We start from the raw sequence: 21,019 nt of genomic DNA, 5'->3' as shown, positions 1-21,019 counted from the left end.
CGCGGCGCCAGGCCCTGCCCCACCCGGCAACAACACGCGGTACAGCCCCTGATGGGCCTGGGTGTGGGCCTGTGCCCAGGGCTCCGGACCCGCCGATCCGAGCTACCGGGCCCGGGGCGGGGCCGGAGGGGTGCGGGGGCGTAGGCGCTCTCCCTGCGGCCCGAACATGATCAGGTACTCGACCGGTCCGCCGGGTCCGGCGTTCGCGACTCCGTGCGGGGTGCGGGTGTCGAACTCGGCCACGTCTCCGGCGCTCAGGACGAGGTCCTGGTCGCCGACCGCCAGCCACAGCCGTCCGTACAGGACGCACAGCCACTCGTACCCGTCGTGGGAGACCTGCCGCGGCCGCGCCGGCGGCGCGCCGACGGCGGGCAGGACGTGCTTGTGGGCGTGCAGGCCCCCCACGTACCGGGTCAGCGGCAGCACCGCCTTGTCGTCGTCGCCGGGCCGCTGCGGTACGGGCGTGCGCGGTCCGGCCGCTGCGACGGGCGCGGTGACGGGCGTGGTTCCGGCCAGCTCGTCCAGGGAGGCGCCGTAGGTCCGCGCGAGCCGCAGCAGCACCTCCAGGGTCGGCTTGCGCCGGCCGGTCTCGATCCGCGACAGCGTGCTCGGCGAGATGCCCGTCGCGCGGCTCACGCCGGTGAGGGTGGCGCCGAACCGCTCGCGGGCGGCCCGCAGCCGGGGGCCCATGGCGGTCAGCGCGGCGGCCAGGTCGTGGTCCGTCGCCGTCTCCTCGTGGTCCGTCACCGTCACCGAGCTCCCTCCGGCCGCATCGCTCCACCCCTCTGTCCTGCGAGTTTGCCAGATTGGCAACGCCGCTCGCGTCCGGAGCCCGACCCGCCGCATGATCGGTGGGCAACCGAGGCGGCCCGTGAAACCGAGGAGAAGCCATGCACCAGACCGATCCCGACACCGGCCCGCACCACCGCATCATCGAGGCACCTCCAGGGCGCCTGCACCTGGTCGAGCAGGGCGCCGGTCCGCTGGTCCTGCTCGTTCACGGCTTCCCCGAGTCCTGGTACTCCTGGCGCCACCAGCTCCCGGCCCTCGCGGCCGCGGGGTACCGGGCCGTGGCGCTCGACGTGCGCGGCTACGGCCGCTCCTCGAGGCCGGCCGCGCCGGACGCCTACCGGATGCTCGACCTGGTGGAGGACAACGTCGCCCTGGTGCGGGCGCTGGGCGAGGAGGAGGCCGTGGTCGTGGGGCACGACTGGGGCGCCGGCATCGCGGCGACCTCCGCCCTCCTCCACCCCGAGGTCTTCCGCGCGGTCGGGCTGCTGAGCGTCCCCTACGCGCCGCCCGGAGGCCCCCGCCCCACCGGGCTCTTCGCGCGGATGGGCGGCGACGAGGAGTTCTACGTCTCGTACTTCCAGGAGCCGGGCCGGGCCGAAGCGGAGGTGGAGCCCGACGTCCGGGGCTGGCTCGCGGGCTTCTACGCCGCCCTCTCCGCCGACACCATGCCCGCCCCGGGCGAGCCCGACCCGCACTTCGTGGCGCGCGCCGGCGGCCGGCTGCGCGACCGCTTCCCCGGCGGCCAACTGCCCGGCTGGCTGACGGAGGGCGATCTCGACGTGTACGCGGGGGAGTTCGAGCGCACCGGCATGACCGGCGCCCTCAACCGCTACCGCTCGATGGACCGCGACTGGGAGGACCTGGCCCCGTACGCCGGCGCCCCGATCGAGCAGCCGTCCCTGTTCATCGGCGGCTCCCTGGACGCCTCCACGACCTGGATGGCCGACGCGATCGACGCCCACGGCACCACCCTTCCCGGCCTGTCCTCCTCCCACGTCCTCGACGGCTGCGGGCACTGGATCCAGCAGGAGCGTCCCGACGAGGTCAATCGGCTGCTGACCGCCTGGCTCGCCTCCCTCGACGGCTGAATGGTGCAGGGGAAACCGTTCTTTCGGCCGATCAAGTCAGCCTCCGGAGCAGGTCAGACTGTGGGGAACAACCGTGATGTCGAAGCGGCTGCCGATCGGTATGCCAAGGGGGTGCGATGGCCAACTCCGCAGAATATGAAGAAGGCGTTCCCGCGGACGACCGCGATGGCGCGGTTCTCATCAGGGCCGCGGAGCCGGACGACCTCGCCGCGCTGACGGACCTGTACAACCACTACGTCCTCGAGACGCCCGTGACCTTCGACGTGGATCCCCTGACTCCCGGCACGCGTCTCGAATGGCTCGAAGCACATCCCGCGGCCGGGCGGCACCGGCTGCTGGTCGCGCAGTCGGCCGGGCGTGTGATCGGCTATGCCAGCAGCAGCCCGTACCGTCCGAAGAAGGCGTTCGAGACCTCGGTGGAAACCAGCGTCTACCTGGCTCCCGACCAGGGGCGGCGGGGCATCGGCTCACGGCTCTATTCGGAACTCTTCCGCGCGCTCGCGGACGAAGACGTCCACCGGGCTTATGCGGCCGTCACCCCTCCGAATCCGGGATCCGTCCGGCTGCACGACCGGTTCGGTTTCGAACCCGTCGGCGTGCATCGCGAGGTGGGCCGCAAATTCGGCACCTACTGGGACGTCGGCTGGTACCAGAAGGAAATGCGGTAGGGCCACCGGACCCGCCGGCCCGACGACACGACCCGCGCCTGTGGTGCATGGGCCACCACCGGCGGTCTCACCGCGCGGCCCCGGTGCACGGGGTGGCGGCCGGGCAGGTACTTTGCTCGGATGAGTCTCCTTGATGATGTGGCCGAGCGCGACAACTGGCAGTGCTGGGTGTGTGACGAACCCGTCGACCCCGACGAGTCGGTGAACGACCCGCGGGGGCCCAGCGTCGACAGCCGGACCACCGACAAGAAGGCCAAGGTCGCGGAGCGGCTCGCGCACCGCGGGTGCAACACCCGCAAGGGCGCGGTCAAGGTGGTCATCGCCTGGCCCGAGCGCCTGTACGTGGTCGAACCCGCGCCGCTCATCACCGTGGCCGAGAGGCTGGAGCGCAAGGGCGGCCGCGAGATGGTGGGGCGCTGTCCCACCAAGAAGGACGCCCAGGAGGCGGCGGACTGGCTGGTGGACCGGTTCTCCCGACTGGTACCGGGCCTCCCGGTGACCGCGGACATCCAGGCCGGCGGCGGCCAGTTCCTCGTCATCCTGTCCACCGGCCGCCGCTGACCGCTGCCGCCCCACCGGATGGCCCGCGCCCGACGCGGGGGCGGTTAGCCTCCCAGGGGATCGGCAGCACGCCGGTTCCCGGGAGGGACGCATCATGGCTGACGGGCAGGACTGGGAGCAGCGAAACCGCGCCGCGTACGGGACGGTGGCGTGGCGGCGGGCCGTACTGACCTGCGGCGCGCTGGTGGTGTGGCACACCGGCTACGACAACCGGCCCGCGCCCGGCCCGCCCGGACCACGCCCCGGCCGCCCCGACGTGCCCGACGGCGCGGGGTTCACGTCGCGGTGGATGCCCGTCGTCGCGCTGCTGGCCCTCGCGGCCTGCCGGGCCGCCCGCGAGGCGGACGTCCTGGTCGACGACGTGGAGCTGCCGGCGCTGGTCGGCTGGGTCGACGGCGCGTACACCGGGCGCCTGCACCAGGGCCCGCTGGAGACCGGCGAGCCGCGGGGGCGCACCGCGGCGGGCTGGCTGGACCTCGTCGGTGGCGAGCAGCGCCGACGCCGTGCCCGCGAGGTCCTCGACGCCCACATCGAGGCCCACAGCGCGGAAGACGCGGATCCGCAGGACGCGCATCCGCGTGACGCGGATGCGCAGGACCCCCGCGACGGAACGGACCCGGTTGCGTTGACGATCGGGGATCGGGCCCGCGCGGTCCGGGCCGCGGGGATCGCGGATCTCGAACCGGAATGGGCCGCCGACGTGGCCTACGCCCGCGCACAAACCGACCGGCTCGCGGCGGTCCTGAGCGGCGACCTCTGGACGCCCGACCGGCCGCACCGGGCGTTCGCCGGGATCCTGCACGGCACCCTGACCGCCACCCCCGACTATCCGAGCCTGCCAGAAACGGTGCCCGGCCCCATCTGGGTACAGCGGGTACTGAGGATGCCCCACATCACCTCCACCGTCCTCACCCTCACCGACCTGCCCGAGTTCGCGCCGTTCGGCCCGAAGGGCGACTCCGCAGACCCCCTGGGCAGCGCGGTCGGCGCCGTCGCCCACCACGCGGCGCACTCGCTGGCAAAGCCGGCAGCCGACCTGGAGCAACTGTGGACGGCCCGCCCGGCGGACCAGCCCGTGCCCCTGTGGGAGCGAGCGCACCTTCCCCCACCGGTGCGCGAACAGATCCTGGCGGTGGAGGCGGTCACACAGGAGCTCGCCACGCTCCTCTTCGACATCGCCCGCCCCGGCGCCGACCGCTAGGTCGACCGGATCCGGAGGCGGTACGGGCGAACGCCCCACGGGCCGGACCGACGGAGCATACGATTCCGGCACGAGCCGCGCCGTGGGGGAGACCGTGGATCCATTGGACGTGCAGGACGAGGCCACCCCCATCAGGGTCGCCGCGGTCGATGACCATCCCATCGTCCTGGTGGGCCTGCGCGCCTCGTTGGCCGACACCACGCCCGACATCGCCCTGGTGGCGATCGCGGAGGACGTGGACTCCCTCCTCGCCCAGGAGGACGGGGCCACCGCGTCCGTCGTCCTGCTCGATCTGCGGCTCCGAGACGACAGTGACATCGGCGAGAACGTGCGCCGGATACGGGCCACCGGAGCCCGCGTGCTCGCCTACACCACCGAGCAGCGGCCCGCCCTGATCCGCAGGGCGCTCGACGCCGGCGCGCTGGGGCTGGTCCTCAAGGAGGATCCGCAGAGCAGGCTCGCCGAGGCCGTCCGCGCCGCGCACGCCGGGGAGGCGTACGTGTCCAGCCGGCTCGCCCACACGATCGTCAACGACCCGCGCGGGGGCATCCGGCTCTCACCGCAACAGCACCGGGTGCTGGAACTGATAGCGCGGGGCCTGCCGCACGGACAGATAGCCAAGCTCCTCCACATCACCGAGGACACCGTCCGCACGCACCGCAAGCGGGCCATCGAGGCTTATACGGACGCCGGTGACGGGCTCCTCGAGGCGAACAGCGCGATCGTCTGGCGGGCCGTCGCCGACGGACACATCGACATCGGCCCGGAGCGGCCCGGCACCCCGGAGAGGCCTGCCAGCCCGGGGCGGCCCGGTACCCCGGGGCGATGACAGGGACCTCCTACCGGGGCGGGGTCGAGGCCGGGCTCTCCCGGTCCGTCGCCGCCGTCTCGGTCCTCTTCGCCCTCAACTGGGCCACGGTCCCGCTCTCGGGCGACCGGCCGCCGGCCGGCGTGACGGCGGTGGCGATCGCCTTCGTCGCGCTCGACATCCACCTCGTGGTCCGGGGGGTACGGGTCCGGCTGAACGGGACCGACGCCCTGGCGGCCCTGGCCTTCGCCGTGGTCGCGCACCCCGTCCTTGTCCTCGCCGGAGGCTCGCCGTACGTCGTGATCGGGCAGCGCTGCATGCTGACCGTGCCCGCCGTGCTCCTCGCCACCGGGTTCCTGCCCCGGACCTCCGGACGATGGTCCTGGCTCGCCGCCCTCGCGGCCCTCGGCGCCCAACTCGGCACCAGCTGGCCCGCCGACGGTCCGGCCGCGGCCGTGGAGGGCATCTGGCCGCCCCTGGCCACGGCGGCGGCCGGGGCGGTCCTCGCTCCGCTCATGCGCGCCGCCGGCGACGGCGCCGACCGGTCCGAGCGCCGGGCCGCGGTGGCCCGCGCCGAAGCCGCGCGGGCCGCCGCCCGGCGCGAAGCCCACCGGGACTTCCAGGGGATGCTGCACGACGAGGTCAGCGCCGCCCTGCGCGCCATCGCCCAACCGGGGATCGCGGTCGACCGGGTGCGCGAAGCGGCCCGCGGGGCCTCGGCGGCCATCGCCGGGGCCCGGACCCGGCTCGGCGAGGGGGACCGGGGCCGCACCGATCTGGCGGCCCTGGTCCGTCGCCTCGATCCCCCGCGGGGGATCGAGGCGAGCATCGTGGCCGGGGAGGTCCCCACAGTCCCGTACGAGGTGGCGACGGCCACGATCGGCGCGGCCCGGGAGGCCCTGCGCAACGTGGCCGACCACGCCCGTGCCCGGACCGTACGGGTGGACCTGACGGCCCGGGAGCACGGCACGGGCTTCCTCCTGTGCGTCACCGACGACGGCGCCGGCTTCGTCAGGGAGGAGCTGAGGGCGTCGTCCGTGGGTGTCCGCCGCTCGATGCTGCGGCGCATGGAGGCCGTGGGCGGGCGCGCGGAGGTCCTCAGTACGCCCGGACGCGGAACGGCCGTACACCTGGAGTGGCCGGCGCCCGCCGGAGCGGAACGACAGAGGGTACGGCCCCCGGACCGATCGGGACGGAAGGGCGAACAGCCGGCGGGGACGGCCCGGCACGTCTCCCTGAAGGTGGAGCGGATGAACGCCGCCATCGGCGACGTCCGACGCCCGCTGGCCGCCGTCTGCCTGCCCTTCCTCCTCGTCATGGGGGTCATCGCGGTGATCCACACCCGGCACGTTCCCGGAGCGCTCTGGCTGACGGCCTGGTACGCGGCCCTGGCCATGATCACCGTGGGCCTGCTGCTGCGGGCCCGGAACGGGATCGGCCCGGCCGCCGCCCGGGCGGCCTGCGCGTTCGCCGTCGCGGGAGCGCTCGGCAGCTTCCTCGTGCTGCCCCTCTCCGGCCTCGCCGACTACACCTCCTGGCCGATCGGCGCGGTGACGCCGCTGCTGACGATGCTGGTGATCGTGCGGCCCGTGTGGGAGGCGTTGACGGCCATGGCGCTCGAACAGGCGGGCGTCGTCGTCCTCGTGCTCACCGGCCCGCCGATCGCCCCCACCCTCGGCGGCACGGTCGCCATGACGCTCCCCGCCCTGTCCGCCCCGGCTCTCGGCGTGTTCATGGGCCTGGCGATCGGCCGTACGGTCGCACGCCTCGGCGCGGTGACCACGCGCGCCAACGCGGACCGGGCCGCCGCCCTCGCGGGCCGGGCCGTACGCGACGCCCGCGAGGCCCTGCACCGCAGGCGTCTCGCCGACCTGGGGGAGGAGATCCTGCCCTTCCTCGAGGCCGTCGCCACCGGACACCGCTCGCCACGGGACCCCGAGGTCGGCGATACGGCCCGTCTCCTCGGCTACGCCGTCCGGGACGAGATCCACATCCCCGGGGTCCTCGACCGTCCGGCGCGCGACCTGCTGAGCGCGGCGCGCACCGCGGGCTGCGTCGTCACGATCCAGTCGGACGCCGACGACCCGCACCCGCCCGCCCTGCTGCGCCTGCTGCTGACCACCGCCCTGGGTACCGGGCCCACCCCGCGGGAGCTGGTCCTCAGCGTGACGGCCTCGGCCGACACGGTCGACGCGGCGCTGGTCGTGCTGCCGGGGGACCGGCGCAGGGCCGGAGCCCTGCACGAGGCGGTCGCCGGGCTCAGCGCGGTCGTGGAGGACGCCGCGGAGTCCACCTGGGTCGAGGCCCGCGTCCGTACGGCCTGAACCGGCCCCGGACCCAAGGGGGTTGTCCCCATTGCCGGGGACAGCCAGGAGGGGGCGGTGCCGGGAGCATCGAGGGGTGCCGAGAGGTCCGGGGAACTACCCCAGAGCCCTCTCCCGGCGCACCTCACCAGGGAGACACCGTGAAGAGGCTCGTCCACACCTTCCGCAAGGAACTGCAAGCGGCGTCGGGTCGGTCCGACGCCCTCACCCCGGCCGAACAGGAGGCGCTGGTACGGGGGTACGACGCGGCCCTCGACGCGGAGCGCCCGCCCCGCCTGGTCCTCATCGGGGAAGCCGGCGTCGGCAAGTCGACCACAGTCAACGCCCTCTTCAACGCGGGCCAGCCGGTCGGACACACCCGGGCGACCACCGACCACGCCTACGCCATCCCGGTCGAGGAGGTCAGCGGACGGCGCGGCGTGCTGGAGGTGGTCGACATGCCGGGCATCGGTGACGACCTGGCCAACTATCGCCGTTACCTGGACCTTTACCTGCGCGTCCTGCCGACGGCCGACGCGATCGTCTGGGTCCACCCGGCCGAGGACCGTAGCGTCCAGCTCGTCCAGCAGGCGCTCCTGGAGCTCGTCGACGAGGGCGCCCCGGACCTGTCCGAGCGGCTGGTGCTCGCCCTGAACAAGGCCGACGAGGTCGATCCGCACGACTGGAACCGGAGCGCGAACCTGCCGTCCGCACGCCAGTTGGAGGTCCTGCGGGAACGGGCCGCCGACTTCACCGAGAAGATCGTGCGGGTCCTGCCCGCCTGGCAGGGCGGGGTGGTGACCTACTCGGCGCGCCAGCACTACAACCTGACGGCGCTCTTCAAGGAGATGATGCGGGCGGTCCCGCAGCAGCGGCGCTGGGTACTGGAGCGGCGGATGGACCTCGCGGACTTCACGGCCAAGGTGGACCGGAAACTGTTGAAGGCCGCCTCGGCACGGATGCTCGCCGAAGTCCGGCCCCAGGCCGCGGTCGAGGCCGCACAGGCGGCGCAGGCGGCGCAGGCGGCGCAGGCGGCGCAGGCCGCACAGTCCGCGCAAGCGGCACGGGCCGCCGCGGTCGACACCGGGCCCCGCCACGCGGCCACCCCCACCCGCGCGCACATCCCCGCCACCGCCGCCAACGTCCGCCTCTCCGAGGCGTTCGCCGCGCTGCCGGAGGACAAGTGGCGCGAGCTGTGCCAGGACCGGGCCCTGTTCCTGGAGTTCACGCGGCGCGTGGAGCAGGAGAGCGGCCGATGAACACGGAACCCGCGGGCGCCGAGGTGGACTTCGACGACCTGCTCCAACGCGTGTGGGACGCCATGAAGGAGGACGAGGACAACATGGGCGAGATCGTCCGGCTCTCGGACGTCTCCTTCCGCCTGTGGGTCGACAGCGTGGCCCAGCGCCTCTCGGCAGCCCTGGGCCTTTCACTGGCGCGGGTCCACGCGTTCTTCGACGACGTCGGCTCGATCGCGCGGCGCGCGGGCCACACCTTCGCCGACGCCTACCACGACGGATACCGCAGGGCGCGCAAGGTGCCGCCGCCCGCCGATCGGCCCCGAGGAGCACGCGCATGACGTGGGTGGAGTTCCCCTTCCCGGCTTGTCCGGTCTGCTCCCGCGCGTGGAGTGCGAGCAGGCACCGGGACTGCCCGGCCGGAGGCCGGGACGGCGGCACGCTGGACGTGGACCCGAACGCGGCGCGGGTCCGGTGCTCGGGCTGCCGGGGGACCTGGAGCGTGTGGGAGACGCGGTTCCACTGCGCTTGCGGGCGTCGCTTCGAGGCGGCCGAGGTGGAGGCCGCCCTGCGGGAGATCATCCGGGTCGCCACCCTGCTGGTGGAGATCCTGGTCCAGCAGGGCCGCGACCTCGCCGAGATCCGGCGGGCGGGCGAGGCGTCCTTCCGCTCGTGGCTCGGGCACCTCACCGACGCGCTGGCGGGCGCGCTCGGAGCGGCGGCGGGACGCGTCGTGGGGAGCCTCGTACGGAACCTGCTCTGAGGTCCCGCGGACCCGGCCCGGCCCGTGGACGGGGTACCGGCGCCGGGTCCGCGGGCAGGAGTCCCCGTACATGTGCAGGGCAGGGCGAGTTCCGCGCCTTCGCGCTCCTGTCCGGGGCCGAGAGATCGCCGCCGGATCCCCCGTGTCATGATTCGAACATGGTTCGAGGGATGGACCATTTTCGACTTACCGCAGATCAACGGGGGCTTGGGGATGGGCGCGGGTACGGAGCCGGACGGTTCTTCCAGATCGGACGAGGAGTGGGAGAGGTTCCTGCGCGAGTCGGTGGCCGGTACCGCCGACGCCCCCAAGGAACCCTCCGCGCGGGCTCGAGCCGTGACGAGACGGCTGCGCTCGGAGTCCGCGGCCGCCCCGGCGGGCTGGCGCACCTACACTCCCTCGCGGCCCAAGCGGCGCAAGGGCTGGTACGCGGCGGGGCTGCTGCTCTCGCTCGCGCTGCTGGTGGTGGCCCTCGCGCCGGACCGGGTCGTGGACCTGTTTGCCGGTGGGGGCTCCGGCTCCGCACCGCTGGCGGGTGAAACCGCCCGCCCTACGCAGGCGCCCCCGGCCGCGGCCGCCGAACGCCCCACCAGGGACGAGCCGTTCCGCGGCTCACCTGCGGAGAGCTGGGCGAGCGGGGAAGCCGGGATCACCGTGCCGGAGGCGGCCGCCGTCGGCCGGATGAGCGCCGCCGAGGTCGAACGGGCCCTGGCACGGAGCCGGGACTTCCTCGTAGCCTCCAACCTGGACCCCGGGGTGCTGCGGGGCGAACGCCCCGAGAAGGCGATCGCCCTGATCAACCCGCACCAGAAGGACGCCCAGCGCCTTCTGGCAACCGCCTTCAGCAGCCCGAGCGAGAAGAACGACCCCCTCTTCCTCTTCAGCCGCTTCCGGCCCTCCCACGCCCAATTGGCCGGCGACGTCGTGAAGACCCGCGGCCGGCTCACCTACCAGGAAGGCGAGTACGGCGGGCTCCAGGTCACCGCCGACGTCACCTTCGTCTACCCGGTCACCCGCGCGGGCGGGGGCGGCGACGACGACATCGTGCGCACGATCGTCCGGCGCGAACTGGTCCTGAGCTGGGACGACCCCGACAAGGTCCTCTCCGCACCCGGCACCTTCTCGATCGTCTCGTACAACTACGACATGACCAACGGCGGCTGCGGCGCCCCCACCGGGTACCTCACGCCGCCCTTCGGCACGGACGGCCAGCCGACCGAGCCGGGCACGGAGGTCGACCCGTACGACCGCAGCGGACCGGTCGTACGGGGCGAGTCCTCCGGCGACGCATGCGCAAGGGCGACGCGTTCCTAGCGGGCGTCAGCGGCGGGCGCAGCCCTTGGCCTCGAACTGGTCCGTGCTCATGTACGTGACGTCGGGCAGGTGGGGGCCCATCGCCGCAGCCTCGTCGCCGGGGACCTTCGTGTTCTGGACCGCCTGGTGGAAGCCGGTGTCGGGCAGCATGTTGCGGATCTGGAACCAGGCGAAGTCCTGATCCTGATACCCGTCTCCGCGCGCCGTCCGTTCGATGTAGGCGACCCCGCACGCGGTGCGCGCGTTCCGCGGCCGGTCCTGGTCCAGGCTGACCACGACCGTGTAGTCGCCGTTCCGGTCCACCGGAACCTCTTCGTCGTACACGCAGCCCATGACGCGCGTGGTGTACACGGACTCGTTGACGCAGAAGGAGGCGTAGCGCACCTGGCCGGAGCCCATGACGGGGTCGCGGTCATGCGTGGAGGCGGCGGTGGGCAGCTTGCCCTTGACGACGGCCACCTGGCCGAGCTTGCCGCTCAGAACGGTGCGCATGTAGTTGTTGTGGATGTTCGGGAAGAAACCGCCGCCCGTCCGGCCGGGCGCGGGATTCGCTCCGACCGCGTCGTCACCGGTCCAGGTCTGGAGCAGGTACGAGCGGTCGTACTGGGCCGTCCACTTGGTCGTGCGCGCGGCGTCCGTGCCCGTGCCGGGGGTGTACGCGGCGGGGAAGGCGGGTCCCACCGCGCGCTTGGTCTGGAACAGCACGCCGGGCGGCGGGCTCGGGTACGACTTCGGTGTCTTCGGCCCGGCCGGCGGGAAGACCTGGACCTGGACGCCCGGGGTGTTCGGCAGCATGTCGGCGCTGTCGGGGATCCGGTCGGGGTACCGCAGGGCGCTGTACGTGGCTTCGTTCAGCGTCATCGACGAGGGGTCCGGCAGACGGGTCGCCCCGTTGTTGAGGCGGGCGTGGTCCTTCGACTCGGAGTCCATCGCGTCGCAGGCGGCCTGGCCGGTCAGCTTCGTCCCGTCGGCGAGGGTCAGGGCCGGCCGGGGCATGCCGACGCCGCCGGTGATGTCCTTGCCGCGGTCCGGGACGTAGACCCGCATGAGGACGAGGTCGGTCTCGTACCGGACGCCGTCCGAACCGGTCTCGACGCCCAGGGGCGTCTGGCCGAGGGAGGCCGTGGGAATGGTGCGCAGGGCATTGCGCCGCGGCTCGTCGTTGCGCGGGTCGCGGATGGTGAACTCGGGCTTCCCCGTGGCCGCGTCGTAGTTGGCCGCGTGGTCGAAGGACACGGTGTAGCCGCGCTTCTTCTCGGGGGTGTTGCGGCGGGCACCGGGGGAGTACGGGTTGGCGGAGCCCGCGTCGGGTGCGATCTGGTAGTCCGCGATGCCGTCCACCGGCTGGCCGAGGCGCGAGATGAAGGAGAAGTAGCGCGCGTGCGGGTAGGTGCCCTCCAGCGTCAGCTTCGATCCCGCGGGGCGGCGGTAGTAGGCGGCCCAGTAGACGGCGCCGGCATCGGGATAGGCGATGTTGAACAGGGGATCCGCACCGATCCCGCCGTAGTACCAGAAACAGTCGCTGCCGGGCCCCCCGACCAGGGACGGGGCGGCCGCGACCGGCTTCGGCGCGCGGTCTGCCCGCGGGGACGGGGTGCCCGCCGAGGCGGCGGGCATCGCGCCGGCCAACGCCCCGGCGAGGGCGGCGGCCGCCACCGGGACGAGCCATCGCTTGTGCACGCGGTTGCGCATGGGAGATCTCCTGACTTCGTCGTCGGCCGAAGCCTCGCCGAAGCCGGGGGGCCGCCCAAGGCAGTGGCCCGTACCAGGGGGGTTCGGTTTTCTGGTGTCTTCGCCGGCGGGGGACCGAGCCGCGCGGTCCCCGGGTCAGGGGCCCGCGCGGCGCAGCGGGACGTGACCGCACACCTCGGTGCCTTCTCCCGGGCGCCCGACGATGCTCACCTCTCCACCGCAGGCCTCCATGCGGGCCCGCATGGAGGCCAGACCCGTGCCGTGCGCCGCGCCGGATCCGGCCGGGCCGGCGGGTGACAGGCCGGGCCCGTCGTCCCGTACCGCGAACGACAGGCGATGCCCGTCATCCGTCAGCTCGACGGCGACCGTACTCGACGGCCCCGCGTGCTTGACGGCGTTCTGTACGGCTTCCACGCAGGTGAAGTACACCGCGCTCTCCACCGCGCCGGAGTACCGGCCGATGCGCTCGGCCCGCAGGGACACCGACTCCGGGAACCGCCCGATCGCGTCGGCGAGGGCGACGGCCACTCCCTCCGCGTGCAGCAACCGGGGGCCCGCTCCGTGCGCGACGTCCCGAATCTCCTGTAGGGCGGCGTCCACGTCCGGGCCGAGTTCCCCGGCCAGCTGCGCCGCGCGCCGCGCGTCCTGCGGCAGCAGCCGAGCGAGGACGCTCACCTTCATCCGCAGGGCGATGAGCCGCTGCTGGGCGCCGTCGTGCAGATCGCGTTCGATCACCCGGCGCGCACTGCTGTGCGCGTCGGCGATCCGCGCTCCGGACAGCGCCAGCTCCGCCGCGTCCCGGTTGGTCTCCAGGGCCAGCCGGACGCTCTGGGTGACGGCCGCCAGCAGCGCCGGCTGGTCCAGCAGCACCTCGTCGTGCACGACGCACGCGAGCGGCCGCCCGTCGCTGCCGTCGACGGCGGTCACCGCCTGCCCGGGACGGGACAACGGCACCTCGCGGTGCAGGACCCCGGCGGAGTCCGCCCAGCGGGACCCGTCCGCCAGCCGGTAGACGATGTCGAGGCCCGGGTCCCGCAGCGCCGTGGCCATGACCAGCCGCAGCGCGTCCGCGTCCGGCCGGTGCTGGAGCCCCGACACCAGTCGCAGGAGCACGCCCGCCGCGTGCAGCCGTGCCAGCAGCAGCCCGAGGAGCATGGCGAGGGGCACCGCCCAGAACAGCGGTACCAGCACCTGCCCCGACAGCAGCGCACCGTTCGTGACGACGAACACGGCCACGGCCAGGGTGCGCAGGATGGATACGACGAGCAGCGGCGCCAGGGTCCGGCGGGCACCGGGACTGGAGTGGACCAGCCGGTCCAGGAGGGAGAGCGCGGCCGCGAGCAGGATCGCGGCGCTCAGCCAGCGGAAGGCCGTGAGGAATCCGTCGGCGACCTGCGGGAGGTCCTCGATGAGGAGCACGTTGCGCGGACAGTCCGGGGCGCACGGTACGAGCGGGCCGGGCAGGGGCACGGTGGCCGAGAACAGGACGGTCGGCAGCCACAGCACCGTGGCGCTGAAGGCGCTCATGGCCACGATGACGCGGTCGCCCCGGGACCGGAGCCGTCCGGTGGGGAAGCTCAGCATCACCCAGACGAGGACGAACTCGGCGAGCTGCCCCAGGGCCCTGCCCAGCCCGAAGGCCCACGGGTTTCCCGAGGCTCCGAGCCCGCGCACCGCGTACGCCAGGCACAGCACGGCCAGCAGGCACGCGAGCCGCCGGTCCTGCGGGCGCCGTCCCAACAGTGCCGCGGCCAGGAGCACCAGGACCACGCCGACGGTCGCGAGCACGGCCGCGGTCATCGGGTCATCGCCGGTGCTCGTCGAGGTACAGGAGCGTGGCCCGTACCCGCCTGCTGATGTCGGCGTCACCGGTGAGACCCAGTCGGCCGAAGATCTCGCTGACGTGCTTCTCGACGGCCCGCACGGAGAGGAACCGGTCGCGGGCGATGGCGGCGTTGCTCTGGCCCTCGGCGACGTCCGCGAGGAGTTGGCGCTGGCGCGGGGTGAGGGCGTCGAGGGCCGAGGCCTCCGTCCGGCGCCGGCGTACGAGGTCCTCGACGAGGGCGGAGTCGATGTGGCACTCGCCCCTGGCCACCGATCGCACGGCGGAGACGAGCAGGTCGAGGTCGTGGACGCGGTCCTTGAGGAGGTAGCCGCGGCCCGAGGCTCCCGACTCCAGCAGCCGGGCCGCGAGATCGACGTGCCGTTCCTGGCTCAGCAGGACCACGCCGACGTCCGGATGCGAGAGGCGCAGGCCGTCGGCCAGGCGCACTCCCTCGTCGGTGAACGACGGCGGCATGCGGATGTCGCAGAGCAGTACGTCGGGCGGGGCGGCGGCGACGGCGGCGACGGTCGAGGCCTCGTCGGCGCAGGTGCCGGTGACCTCGACGGCGTCACTGAGCTCCAGGAGCCTGCTCAGCCCCTCGCGGATCAGGAAACTGTCATCCGCGATCAGCACACGCAGCCGGGACGGTTCCTGCTCGCGTGCACCCGGACCTTCGTCGGGCGCCGACACCGAGACCTCCTGAGACCGGACCTGACCTGGCATGGACTGTGCCGAAAGTACCTGGTGGACGGGCGAATGCGAAGGCGGCGGTGCACGCGCCCGCGCGCGGATGCCCGCCAGGCGTCACCAGCTTCGGTTCACGGTGGCCTTGCCGCCGGTGACCAGGCTCGCCGGTGGAACGTCATCGGCCACGACGGCGCCGGCGGCGATCACTGAGTCCCGGCCGATGGTGACGCCGGGAAGGATCGTGGCACCGGCGCCGATCCATACGTTCTCCGCCACGTCGATGGGCGCGCCGGTGAGGTAGAGCCGTCGCTCCTCGGGATCCACGGGGTGCCCGCCGGTGATGAACGTGACCTTCGGGCCGACCATCACGCGCTCTGCGAGCCGGATGCCGGCGTAGTCCAGGAACGTGCAGTTCTGGTTGATGAACACCCGCTCGGCGAGTTCGAGGTGCAGGCCGTGGTCCGTGTAGAAGGGCGGATAGATCGTGACCCTCGGTGGCAGCGGCTTGCCGAGGATCTGTTCGAACAGTCGCGCCTTTCCGGCTTCGTCCTCGAACGGCAGGACGTTCAGGCGCGAGGTGAGTTCGGTGACCCGCAGGACCCTCTCGGCCATGGCCTTGAACTCGGCGCTGTGGATACGCATCAGACGATCGCTGGACATGCCGCGATCCTTCCGGATGGAGCGCTGACCGGCAAAACCGGAAAGTTGCCCGTGACGCCCATCCGAAGGGCTTCCCCGCTCCGAAGGAGGAACGGGAACGCTGTGAGCGCTTCCGCTGTGAGGACCGCCGCCCGCCGGAACGAGGACGGCAGGGCGCCGAAACGGGAAGAGGGCTGTGATGGCCGGTACGGGGTTCGTGCACGATCCGGGTGGAGAAGTAGGGCATGGCATGCCGGTGGACCGGGAGGTCCACCTGCGGCTCGCGGCCGCGGTACTCGGCTGGACCGCGGCGACGGTGCCGCCCGCCGGGGACATCGACCTGGCCGCGCTCGAACTGACGGGTCACGCCCGGGTGATCCAGGACGAGCTGATCACCCGTGCCGCCGGACTGCGGAGCAGATCCGAAGACGGGGACCTGCTGGCCCGCTCCCTGGCGGACACCGGTCGCCGCCTGTCGGCGGCGTCCTCAGGGCGCGGGGCCCTCGCCGACGCGCAGGGCAGGGCCCGGCTGGTCCAGGGCCTGCACCAGCTCCTCGACCGTCTGGAGTGACATCCCGCGCCCGGCCGCCCACGCGCGCGGACGGCCGGCCCGGAGGGAGCCGGGCCGGCCGTCGGTAGGTGGTGCGCGGACGCGCTACGAGGTGTACGCCTCCAGTTCCGACAGCTGGCCCGCTGGCCAGCCGGTGTTGCCGGTGAAGGTCAGGCGCAGCTGGCGGACACCGGACGGGGGAAGCGTGACGGTGACCGTGTTGGACCCCTCGGTGAAGGTGTAGGCGGCGGAGGCCTTGAGCGTCGACCAGGCCGCGTTGTCGGTGGATCCGAGCACCGCGAGGGTTTGGCCGCGGGTGCCCCAGGAGGCGGGGAGCTTCAACACCAGTCGGCCGACGGTCTGGGTGGAGCCGAGGTCGACGGTGAGCGACTGGGGGAAGGCGTTGTTGTTGCTCTCCCAGTAGCTGCCGACGTTCCCGTCCGTGACGTTGGCGGCCACGTAACCCTGGGTGTGGGTCGTGTCGGTCGCGCTCTTGCCCTGCGCGAGGTTGGTGCCGGCCGGCGGGGTGGTCGGTGGGGGAGTGGTCGGCGGCGGCGTGGTCGGCGGCGTGGTCGGGGTGCCGTCGGCCGGAGCATAGATCTCGAACTCGGAGATCTGTCCCGCCGCCCAGCCGGTGTTGCCGGTGACGTTCAGCCGTACGTAGCGGACGTCGGCCGGGTCCAGGGTGAGCGTCGCGGTGTTGCCGAAGGCGGGGTTGAAGGTGACCCCCGCGGAGGCGCGCAGCGTGGACCAAGCGGAGTTGTCCGTGGATCCGAGCACCGCGAGGGTCTCGGTCCGCGTGGCCCAGTCGGAGGAGGGCGGCAGCTTGAGGGTGACTTTACCGATCCGCTTGGTGTCACCGAGATCCACCGTCAGCGTCTGTGGGAAGGAGTTCCCGTTGCTCTCCCAGTAGGAGGAGGCGTTGCCGTCGACGGCGTTCGACGCCGTGTACGACTGGACGGCCGAGGAGGCGGTGGCCGGCCTGCCCTGGGCGAGGTTGCCGTTCGGCGGGGTGGTGGGAGGCGTCGTCGGCGGCGTGGTGGGAGGCGTCGTGGGCGGGGTCGTCGGGGGAGTGGTGGGAGGTGTGGTGGGAGGCGTGGTCGGGTTGCTGGGAACACCGCCGTTGGTCCACACCGGCGCGGGCCACAGCCCGGAGCAGGTTTGCCCCGTGTTCCAGCCGGAGTTGCCGCCGCCGTCGGTGATCTGGAGTCCCGCACCGATGCAGTTGTGGATCGGGGTGGCCGACTGGGCGATGTTCTTGGCGGTGACCTGGGTGAACTTCGCGGCGAGGTTGGACTGCGCCTGGATGGCGTAGGTCCCGGCCCCGTCGATGTTGACGTTGGTGAACTCCACCCCGCTGATCGGTCCTTCGATCGAGTGGATCGCCGCGTAGGAGGAGTCCAGGATGTCCGTGTCGGAGATCTTGATGCTGGCGCCCTGCACGGCCTCGTTCAGACCGGAGAACCAGATCGCGCCGACTCCGAAGTTCCAGTTGAAGTCGCTGTTCCCGGTGCGGATGAGGGTGTTGCGGGCGGCGGTGATGGTGCCGGCCACCGCGGTGCCCTTGCCGGAGTTGACCCCCGGGTAGCGGTTGGCGATGTGGAGGCCGCCACCGTTGCTGATGGTGTCGGACATGACGTTGTCCGAGATGGTGAAGTCCTTGCCGCCGTACGTGACGATGTTGTTGGCGAGGATCGGCAGGACGACCGTGTTGTGGTCGAAGCTGATGTTGGTGTTCGGCTTGTCCTGGGGCCAGGAGGCCAGACCGTCGTCACCCGCGTTGCGCACGAACGTGTTGGTGACTCGGGAATTCGTGACACCGGTGTGGAAATTCACGCCGTCCGCGGTCATGTCGAGGAAGCGGCTGTTCTGGATGGTGAAGCGGTCCATCGGACCGTCCATCCAGGCGGCGACCTTCACGTGCTGGATCCAGAGGTTGTCCACCGTGGAGTTGGACATCGCGCCGCCCAGGGCGTTGACCTGGTCGTCGTCGATCCGCTCGCGGACGTCGCCGATGATCGCGAAGTCCTTGAGGGTGACGTTCTTGCTCGGTCCGTTCGCCTCGTGCGACCGGACCGGCCCCGTGTAGCCGCCGCCGGGGACGTACTTGCCGTAGAAGCCGGCGGCGCGGTTGCGGTTGACCGGGTCGCGGCCGCCGAAGACGGAGTACCAGGGGCCCGCGCCCTGGACCGTGACTCCGTCGACGACGACGTGGTCGTAGAGGGTGTAGTTGCCCGGGGGGATGTAGACCGTCTTTCCCTGGGCCTGCCCCGCGTCAACGGCCGCCTGCACGCGGGCCGTCGAATCGGTGGCTCCGCTCGGGTCCGCGCCGAAGTCGGCGACGGCGTCGAGCGCCCCGGCCGGCTTGCCGGTCGCGGGGGCGACCTGCTCGAAGTCGGCTAGGTCGATGGTGAAGGCGGGCGACTGCGCGGTCGAGGTCACCTGTACGCGGATCTTGGTGCCCGCCGGATAGGTGGAGCCCAGCAGGGTGCGCGACTCGTCGTAGAAGTGGTGCGGGTTGGTGTCGCCCGGGTTGTTGTTGAAGGGATAGCCGCCGTAGTACCAGCTGTACTTGGAGGTCACGGGCAGGGTCTTCACCGACTGCCCGTTCGCCCGTACGTCCAGGGTCGCGTCGCGCCCCTTCCCGTCGCCGGTGTCCGGGAGGCTGTAGCGCAGGGACATCGCGTTGGCGGGCTTGGTCAGAGTGAACTCGACGTACTGGCCGATGGAGTTCAGTGTCACGGCCTGCCGGCCGGACGCCTCCGAGGGGAGGTTCCCGTAGAGCCGGTCGGGGCCGACGAGCGCGCCGTTGGTGGCCGCGTACTCGGCCTCCAGCTCGGTGAACGGCACGTTCGCGCCCCGCCCTGCTATGCCGACCGGAGACGGCGCGGGTACCCCGGCGGCGTGCGCCGCGGGGGCGGCGCCGAAGGTCAGGGCGGTCAGGCCGGCGGTCCCGGTCAGGGACAGGGCCAGGAAGACGGCGCTGGCCCGCCGTCTGAGGGAGCGGACTTGCTCGGGCGTCGGGGGGTTGCTCTGTGGGGGCTGGGGCACGGGCACGCACGTCCTTGCGGCTCGATCGGCGGGAGCGGAAGTGGCTCAACCCGGGACGCTACGACTCCACATGGAGGAAGTCTATGATCCTGCGCAAAAAACAGACGCGAGGCCGCAATTAGCTTCTGCCTAGGGGGTTCTGTGTGCGCGTCAGGCGCGGGTGGGTACGTTCCAGCCCACGGACACGCCGGGCGTCGAGTGTGAGGCGGGGTCCAGTAGCGGGCCGACCGCCGGACCTCGGCGACGTACCTCAGGAGGCGGCTAGGAAGTCGTAGTAGTCCGCGCCCGCGACGGGCACGACCAGGCTCTCGGCGTCCGGGGACGTCACCGTCCAGCCGCGCTCGCGCACCCGGCGGAGGATCTCGTCGGCGGGGTCGGCGAACACGTCAAGGCCTATCGACCGGCCATGTCCGGTCAGTGCGCCGCTGGCGCCGCTTCGGCGCTGTCGGCGCCAGTGACGCGGCGGAGGGTGCGGATGGCCGGGATCGACAGTAGTGCCACACAGCCGGCCAGGCAGGTGCCCGCCGAGACCAGCAGCAGTGTTCGCGGGGAGGCCAGCTCGGTGGCCGGGCCCGCCAGGATCTGACCGAGCGCGATGCCGGACACCGAGCCGGCCAGCTCGTACGCGGTGACCCGGTTGAGGACCTCCGGCGGCGTGTGGGTCTGCACGCTGGTCGCCCACATCACCGACCAGAACGCCCAGGCCCCACCACCGAGGACGTGGCCCGCCAGCAGCACCGGCAGTCCGGCGCCCAGCGCCACACAGAGCGGCAGCACCGCGAACAGGACCATGGCCAGCGCGCCCGCGGCCAGCGGCCGGACCGGACGCAGCCGCATGGCCAGCAAGCCGCCGAGCACCGTTCCGACACCGAGGAAGGAGACGGCCAGGCCGTAGGCGTTCGGGCCGAGCCGGGCCCCGATCACCGCTGAGCTGAGCGGCACCAGCGGGCCGAAGAGCAGTACGCCGTACGCCACCCAGATCAGGATCACCGCCCACATCCAGGTGCGGGAGCGGAACTCCCGCCAGCCTTGGCGCAGGTCGCGACGGAGCGAAACCAGCTTGGCGGCGGCCGACCCGGCGCCGGCCGGGGCTTGCGCGGACGCGGCGGCGGGGGAGAAGCGGATGAGCCCCAGGCACAGGGCGCTGAGCACGAAGGTGCCGGCGTTGATCGCGTAGACCGTCCCGGCGCCGGTGAGCACGATCAGCAGCCCCGCCAGGGCCGGGCCGAGCAGTTGGGCGAGCGCGTCGGCGACCTTGAGCGTGGCGTTGGCACGCTGCGGTTCCCGTGCGACCAGCGGAACCATGCCGTTCACGCCCGGCTGGAACATCGCGACCGCCGCGCCGGCCACCGCCGCCATGGTCACCAGCAGCCAGAACGGTGGTGTCCCGGCGAAGAACGCGGCAGCCAGCACGCCCTGGGTGAGCACCCGGACGAGGTCCGCACCCACCATCATCCGGCGCGCCCCCACCCGGTCGGCGAACACCCCGCCGAACAGGACCAGGAGTACGAACGTCCCGGTCCAGGTGCCGAGCACCAAGCCGACCCCGGAGATCCCGTACAGCGGGCCGACCGCGAGCGCGGCGGCCACCGGCATCATCGCGTCGCCGACCAAGGAGACCGCACGGGCGGTGAAGTAGAGCGTGAACCGGCGGTCCCACAAGGAGGCCCCGGCGGCCGGCGGCTCGGTCTGCGCCGCCTGTATCTGTGCCTGCGTCTGCGCCTGCGTCCGCGCCTGTATCTGCGTCTGGGTCTGTTTCTGCGCCTGTACGTTCGTCACAGTACGATGCTGGACTAGACCAATCCTCTCGCTCCAGTGTCCTGAACGACATGATGGGGT

At 72.6% G+C, this 21,019-nt stretch carries 19 protein-coding genes; 11 read left to right on the top strand and 8 right to left on the bottom strand.

Annotated features, from left to right (window positions below; translation table 11 throughout):
• Window positions 1-102: 102 nt before the first annotated feature.
• Entirely contained in the window at window positions 103-690 is a 588-nt protein-coding gene (locus OG730_RS01215; RefSeq protein WP_327309115.1) for a helix-turn-helix domain-containing protein, read from the bottom strand.
• A gap of 200 nt (window positions 691-890) precedes the next feature.
• Between OG730_RS01215 and OG730_RS01210 the strand changes: the two genes are divergently transcribed.
• From OG730_RS01210 to OG730_RS01165, 10 genes are all read left to right on the top strand, one after another.
• Window positions 891-1,880, top strand: coding sequence for an alpha/beta fold hydrolase (locus OG730_RS01210; protein WP_327302325.1), 990 nt, complete (start codon window positions 891-893; stop codon window positions 1,878-1,880).
• Window positions 1,881-1,996: 116 nt separating this feature from the next.
• Window positions 1,997-2,548, top strand: a complete 552-nt coding sequence (locus OG730_RS01205) for a GNAT family N-acetyltransferase (RefSeq protein ID WP_327302324.1) — start codon at window positions 1,997-1,999, stop codon at window positions 2,546-2,548.
• Window positions 2,549-2,668: 120 nt separating this feature from the next.
• Window positions 2,669-3,109, top strand: a complete 441-nt coding sequence (locus tag OG730_RS01200) for a hypothetical protein (RefSeq protein ID WP_327302323.1) — start codon at window positions 2,669-2,671, stop codon at window positions 3,107-3,109.
• A 94-nt stretch (window positions 3,110-3,203) separates the two neighbouring features.
• Window positions 3,204-4,310 (top strand): hypothetical protein, encoded by a 1,107-nt coding sequence (locus OG730_RS01195; protein ID WP_327302322.1) that lies wholly within the window; start codon window positions 3,204-3,206, stop codon window positions 4,308-4,310.
• A gap of 94 nt (window positions 4,311-4,404) precedes the next feature.
• The gene (locus OG730_RS01190) at window positions 4,405-5,139 is read left to right on the top strand and encodes a response regulator transcription factor (protein ID WP_327302321.1); all 735 of its coding nucleotides are present in this window, start codon (window positions 4,405-4,407) and stop codon (window positions 5,137-5,139) included.
• The gene (locus OG730_RS01185; RefSeq protein ID WP_327302320.1) at window positions 5,136-7,442 is read left to right on the top strand and encodes an ATP-binding protein; all 2,307 of its coding nucleotides are present in this window, start codon (window positions 5,136-5,138) and stop codon (window positions 7,440-7,442) included. The genes OG730_RS01190 and OG730_RS01185 overlap by 4 nt, the downstream gene beginning before the upstream one ends.
• Before the next feature lie 140 nt (window positions 7,443-7,582).
• Window positions 7,583-8,680 (top strand): GTPase family protein, encoded by a 1,098-nt coding sequence (locus OG730_RS01180; RefSeq protein ID WP_327302319.1) that lies wholly within the window; start codon window positions 7,583-7,585, stop codon window positions 8,678-8,680.
• Entirely contained in the window at window positions 8,677-9,000 is a 324-nt protein-coding gene (locus OG730_RS01175; protein WP_327302318.1) for a hypothetical protein, read from the top strand. The genes OG730_RS01180 and OG730_RS01175 overlap by 4 nt, the downstream gene beginning before the upstream one ends.
• A complete protein-coding gene (locus OG730_RS01170; protein WP_327302317.1) occupies window positions 8,997-9,422 on the top strand; it encodes a hypothetical protein in 426 nt (141 codons plus the stop codon). The genes OG730_RS01175 and OG730_RS01170 overlap by 4 nt, the downstream gene beginning before the upstream one ends.
• A 213-nt stretch (window positions 9,423-9,635) precedes the next feature.
• Window positions 9,636-10,736: a hypothetical protein gene (locus OG730_RS01165; RefSeq protein WP_327302316.1), complete on the top strand. Its 1,101-nt coding sequence runs from the start codon at window positions 9,636-9,638 to the stop codon at window positions 10,734-10,736.
• Between the two features lie 6 nt (window positions 10,737-10,742).
• Here the strand turns inward: OG730_RS01165 and OG730_RS01160 are convergent, their stop codons facing one another.
• The 4 genes from OG730_RS01160 to OG730_RS01145 all read right to left on the bottom strand — a co-directional run bounded on the left by OG730_RS01160 (window position 10,743) and on the right by OG730_RS01145 (window position 15,600).
• Complete coding sequence (locus tag OG730_RS01160; RefSeq protein ID WP_327302315.1) at window positions 10,743-12,428, bottom strand: hypothetical protein; 1,686 nt, start codon at window positions 12,426-12,428, stop codon at window positions 10,743-10,745.
• A 135-nt stretch (window positions 12,429-12,563) separates the two neighbouring features.
• The gene (locus OG730_RS01155; protein ID WP_327302314.1) at window positions 12,564-14,228 is read right to left on the bottom strand and encodes a sensor histidine kinase; all 1,665 of its coding nucleotides are present in this window, start codon (window positions 14,226-14,228) and stop codon (window positions 12,564-12,566) included.
• Between the two features lie 4 nt (window positions 14,229-14,232).
• A complete protein-coding gene (locus OG730_RS01150) occupies window positions 14,233-14,943 on the bottom strand; it encodes a response regulator transcription factor (RefSeq protein ID WP_327302313.1) in 711 nt (236 codons plus the stop codon).
• Window positions 14,944-15,057: 114 nt separating this feature from the next.
• Window positions 15,058-15,600 carry a sugar O-acetyltransferase gene (locus OG730_RS01145; RefSeq protein ID WP_327302312.1) on the bottom strand — a complete coding sequence of 181 codons (543 nt, stop codon included), beginning with the start codon at window positions 15,598-15,600 and terminating at the stop codon, window positions 15,058-15,060.
• Between the two features lie 229 nt (window positions 15,601-15,829).
• Here OG730_RS01145 and OG730_RS01140 point away from each other — a divergent pair, with 229 nt between their 5' ends.
• Window positions 15,830-16,150, top strand: coding sequence for a restriction endonuclease (locus OG730_RS01140; RefSeq protein ID WP_327302311.1), 321 nt, complete (start codon window positions 15,830-15,832; stop codon window positions 16,148-16,150).
• An 84-nt stretch (window positions 16,151-16,234) separates the two neighbouring features.
• Here OG730_RS01140 and OG730_RS01135 read toward each other — a convergent pair whose 3' ends face one another.
• From OG730_RS01135 to OG730_RS01125, 3 genes are all read right to left on the bottom strand, one after another.
• Entirely contained in the window at window positions 16,235-19,180 is a 2,946-nt protein-coding gene (locus OG730_RS01135) for a galactose-binding domain-containing protein (RefSeq protein ID WP_327302310.1), read from the bottom strand.
• 250 nt (window positions 19,181-19,430) lie between these two features.
• Complete coding sequence (locus OG730_RS01130) at window positions 19,431-19,565, bottom strand: hypothetical protein (protein WP_327302309.1); 135 nt, start codon at window positions 19,563-19,565, stop codon at window positions 19,431-19,433.
• A gap of 29 nt (window positions 19,566-19,594) precedes the next feature.
• On the bottom strand, window positions 19,595-20,959 hold the full coding sequence (locus OG730_RS01125; protein WP_327302308.1) for an MFS transporter: 1,365 nt from the start codon (window positions 20,957-20,959) through the stop codon (window positions 19,595-19,597).
• Between the last annotated feature and the right edge of the window lie 60 nt (window positions 20,960-21,019).

This window comes from Streptomyces sp. NBC_01298 (genome assembly GCF_035978755.1).
GTDB lineage: Bacteria > Actinomycetota > Actinomycetes > Streptomycetales > Streptomycetaceae > Streptomyces.
The sequence above is the reverse complement of the archived record's forward strand: the minus strand, read 5'-3'. Positions and strand labels throughout refer to the sequence as shown.